Source organism: Dyadobacter sp. (assembly GCF_051859145.1).
In the GTDB taxonomy this organism is placed as follows: domain Bacteria; phylum Bacteroidota; class Bacteroidia; order Cytophagales; family Spirosomataceae; genus Dyadobacter.
Map to the genome: position 1 here is coordinate 299 of NZ_JBHYGF010000364.1, position 3934 is coordinate 4232.

Annotated in this window: 5 protein-coding genes; 2 read left to right on the top strand and 3 right to left on the bottom strand. The window is 46.4% G+C overall.

Going from position 1 to position 3934, the window contains the following annotated elements:
• The coding region (locus ACTIE6_RS19060) for a class I SAM-dependent methyltransferase (protein ID WP_439558155.1) at nucleotides 1–601 on the bottom strand (601 nt) is incomplete at its 3' end.
• Between the two features lie 195 nt (nucleotides 602–796).
• On the opposite strand from ACTIE6_RS19060, the gene ACTIE6_RS19065 reads away from it, so the two are divergent.
• The gene (locus ACTIE6_RS19065; protein WP_439558156.1) at nucleotides 797–1990 is read left to right on the top strand and encodes a M20 metallopeptidase family protein; all 1194 of its coding nucleotides are present in this window, start codon (nucleotides 797–799) and stop codon (nucleotides 1988–1990) included.
• Here ACTIE6_RS19065 and ACTIE6_RS19070 read toward each other — a convergent pair.
• Nucleotides 1980–2714: a polyprenol monophosphomannose synthase gene (locus ACTIE6_RS19070; RefSeq protein WP_439558157.1), complete on the bottom strand. Its 735-nt coding sequence runs from the start codon at nucleotides 2712–2714 to the stop codon at nucleotides 1980–1982. The genes ACTIE6_RS19065 and ACTIE6_RS19070 overlap by 11 nt on opposite strands.
• Nucleotides 2715–2764: 50 nt before the next feature.
• Complete coding sequence (locus ACTIE6_RS19075; protein ID WP_439558158.1) at nucleotides 2765–3124, bottom strand: DUF4296 domain-containing protein; 360 nt, start codon at nucleotides 3122–3124, stop codon at nucleotides 2765–2767.
• Between the two features lie 84 nt (nucleotides 3125–3208).
• On the opposite strand from ACTIE6_RS19075, the gene ACTIE6_RS19080 reads away from it, so the two are divergent.
• The coding region (locus ACTIE6_RS19080; protein ID WP_439558159.1) for a DUF58 domain-containing protein at nucleotides 3209–3934 on the top strand (726 nt) is incomplete at its 3' end.

The window sequence follows — 3934 nt, forward strand, 5'->3', positions numbered from 1 at the left end:
TTCCGCCCGGTCTTACCACGCGGGTCAGTTCCTCAAAAGCCTTCTTTCTTTCGGAGAATGTATTAATGCCGCCAAAGTGAAAAACAGCATCGAAAGTATCGTCAGGAAAAGGAAGGTAAGAACCATTTCCAAGAAAATAATGCGCATTTACATCTTCTGTGTTCAGCTTTTCCTGTGCCAGTTTCAACATATTCGGAGAAAGGTCGGACAGGACGGCAGTTCCACCCGGACGAACGCGGTCGAGAATCAATGCAGAGTCTTTGCCTGTTCCTGCACCCACTTCCAGCGCTTTCATGCCAGGCTTCAATTCCATTAAATCAATAAAGAATTTTCTGGTAGCAGCTTCGTCAGAATGGTTAAGCGTTTCAAAAACCCACGAAACTCCTTTGTCATAGCGAAGAAATGCCTGGTCGTACAGGTATTGCTCGCGTGCATCCTCAGGAAGAAGTTCTTTGGGATATAACATATTGACAATCCCGGTGTCGCCCACTTCGTACACTGTACCGTCTTGGCTGGTCAGTGTTTTCTGATCTTCTGATATAGTTAACGGGGTTCCTGTAAGCGGACAAACCAACGATTCTAAAAACTCCTTTTGATTCATTTTGTGCTGTGCTGATTAATTCATGTCTGGTCAAAATTACCCTTTTTCTTCATACAACGTTCAATGTTAACTGCCTTCTTACCAAAAGGGAGGGCAACAGAGTTGTCTTCCCGGATCAGCACCGCAATCTATTTATCCTTAACTTTGGACGATTTGTAACCAAATACCTTCATAAAAAGTAAGATCCGCGTTCCTATGTCTCAGCTTCTGGAAAAAATCAAAACGCTTGCCAAAGAACAGTCAGCAGATATCATTGCTCATCGCCGGCACCTTCACAGCAATCCGGAATTGTCTTTCGAAGAGTTCAAAACGGCCAAATACATTGCCGCTGAGCTGACTGCACTGGGCTTGCAGCCGGAAGAGGGGATAGCTGGTACAGGCGTGGTGGCAATTATAGAAGGCAGGAATCCAGAAAAGAAAGTAGTGGGCCTGCGTGCGGATATTGACGCATTACCAATTCTGGAAGCGAATGAAGTACCTTATAAGTCGACAGTTCCAGGTGTAATGCATGCCTGTGGCCACGATGTACATACATCTTCGTTACTTGGTACCGCGCGGATTTTGAATCAGATTAAAGGTGATTTTGAAGGAACAGTAAAGCTTGTTTTCCAGCCGGCCGAGGAAAAAGCACCGGGCGGGGCTTCGCTGATGATCAAAGAGGGAGTGCTTGAAAATCCGAAACCGGCCAGTATGGTCGGGCAGCATGTAGCTCCAAATATTCCTGTCGGCAAAATCGGTTTCCGCGAAGGAATGTATATGGCGAGTACCGACGAGTTGTATCTGACGGTAAAGGGAAAAGGCGGGCACGCTGCTGCGCCTCACCAGCTGATCGATCCCGTTTTAATGGCATCGCATATCATCGTTGCATTGCAGCAGATCATCAGTCGCAACAGAAATCCTGCAAATCCTGCTGTATTATCATTCGGCCGCTTTCTCGCAGACGGTGTGACGAATGTAATACCTGACGAAGTAACAATCCAGGGAACTTGGCGCTGTATGGATGAAGAATGGCGTGAAGACGGATTGCGTAGGATGAAGAAAATGGCTGAGAACATCGCCGAAGCAATGGGCGGAAGCTGCAATTTTGAAATAGTAAAAGGGTATCCATTCCTTAAAAACCATCCCGAGCTTACCCGCCGCGTGCGCACTGCCGCTACGGGGTACGTGGGTGCCGAAAACGTGATCGACCTTGATCTGTGGATGGCAGGAGAGGATTTCGCATTCTACTCGCAGGTGGTCGATTCGTGCTTTTACCGGCTGGGTACACGCAATGAAGCGCGTGGAATCGTTTCGGGCGTGCACACCCCAACTTTCGATATTGACGAAAGCGCATTGGAAATCTCAACCGGCTTAATGAGCTGGCTCGCGATTTCGGAGCTTAATGCTTGACGATATACCGCTTGAAATAGCTGTTGATTTTGAGGCTGATCACTCCAAGAACAGCCTCTTTAAATATACCGCGTGACATTTTGGAAGCGCCTTTGGTACGGTCTGTAAAAATGATAGGTACCTCTACGATATCAAATCCGTACTTCCAGGAATTAAACTTCATTTCAATCTGAAATGCGTAGCCGATGAACCGGATATTATCGAGATTGATCGCGCGCAGTACTTTCGCAGTATAGCAGATAAAGCCGGCAGTCGGGTCCATGATCTTCATTCCGGTGATCATTCTCACATAAGTACCAGCGAAGTAGGACATTAGTACCCTGTTAATGGGCCAGTTAACAACATTTACCCCCGTAATATACCGCGATCCGATTGCGACATCGTGACCCTCGATCGCGCAAGCTTTGTATAGTTTGATCAGATCTTCGGGCGGGTGGGAGAAATCGGCGTCCATCTCGAAAATGTATTCGTACCCTTTTTCGAGCGCCCATTTAAAACCGTGAATATATGCAGTTCCCAATCCAAGCTTGCCTTTGCGCTCCACCATATGCAGGCCCGCAAATTCATTCATTAATCTTTTAACCACATCAGCAGTACCGTCCGGTGAACCGTCGTCAATGATCAGCAGGTCAAAAGGATGCCCGAGGCTGAATACTTTCCGGATGATTGCTTCAACATTTTCAATCTCGTTGTAGGTTGGAATTACTACAATACAATTATTCACAGGATAGAGTTGTGTTTAGTTAAATGGGTGATTCACAGAAGAATAAAGACTCAGAGCTTAATATTGTTATTTTTCTCCCTAATCTCAATTTTCTTGTTCACTTTTTCGTAAATGCGTGTCATGAGCTGCGGGTGGGACATATAGTAATTGTAACTTTTGGAATATGTCAGTGTATCCACCTTGTGTCTCTTCCAGATATCGGCCTTCAAGTGGTTAAAAATCATCAGGGAAGAATCCAGCGAGCGTAGGTTGAGGCGGTTTACCCGCGACTCGGCTACGTGAATGTCGGTAAGGATTGCGGCCATCTTTTCCTCCGACAATGTATTTTGCGGTGGTTTCTCGTCCTCGGAGCAGCCGCACAGCATCAGGACGAACAATATGAAAGAAGCGAACCGCATTGGTATATTCATGGCTTAAAGCAGCATCACTATCAAAATTTCTATCTTTGTTTAGATAGGACTGGTGACAAAGGTGATAATTTTTTTGCAAAACTTATGTTTGAACAGTTTTTGGGAAAGCTGCGGAAATACGAAATCCGCATGCGCAAAGCTGTAACCAGCGAGCGTCACGGCAACTTTCACTCCGTTTTTAAAGGTTCCGGTCTGGAATTCGATGACCTGCGGTTGTACCAGTACGGCGACGACGTGCGGGCGATCGATTGGAACACTTCGGCAAAAGGCCACGGAACATTTATCAAGATATTTAAGGAAGATAAAGAGCAAACAGCCTTTTTCATGCTCGATGTAAGTGCGTCGCAGCACGTGGGAGAGGCTAAGAGATTAAAAATAGATATTGCAAAGGAGATATGCGGCGTTCTGGCATTGTCGGCGATACAAGAGGCCACGCGCGTGGGCCTGCTCTGTTTTTCGGATCGTAATGAAAGATATATCCGTCCCTCAGATGGAATGAAGCACGGGTACACGGTGATCTCCGAGCTGTACAAACTGGTGCCCGAATCTACCAGGACCAACATTGGTGAGGCGATCCTGGTTACGCTGAATGTACTCAAAAGGCGCAGCCTGATCTTTCTGATTTCCGACTTTATCGACAGCAATTATCACCACAACCTCAAAGCACTTGCCCGGAAGCACGATCTTATCGTGATCCATTTGTACGATTCACGGGAAATTAACCTGCCGGGGTTAGGGATTATCCCATTGTATGATGCAGAAACGCAAAGTACAGTTTGGGTGAACACATCTTCGAAACAGTACCGGGAA

Excerpts from the sequence above, each read along its gene's own strand:
- ACTIE6_RS19065 (WP_439558156.1), top strand. The coding sequence starts at position 797 with ATGTCTCAGCTTCTGGAAAAAATCAAAACGCTTGCCAAAGAACAGTCA.
- ACTIE6_RS19075 (WP_439558158.1), bottom strand. The coding sequence starts at position 3,124 with ATGAATATACCAATGCGGTTCGCTTCTTTCATATTGTTCGTCCTGATG.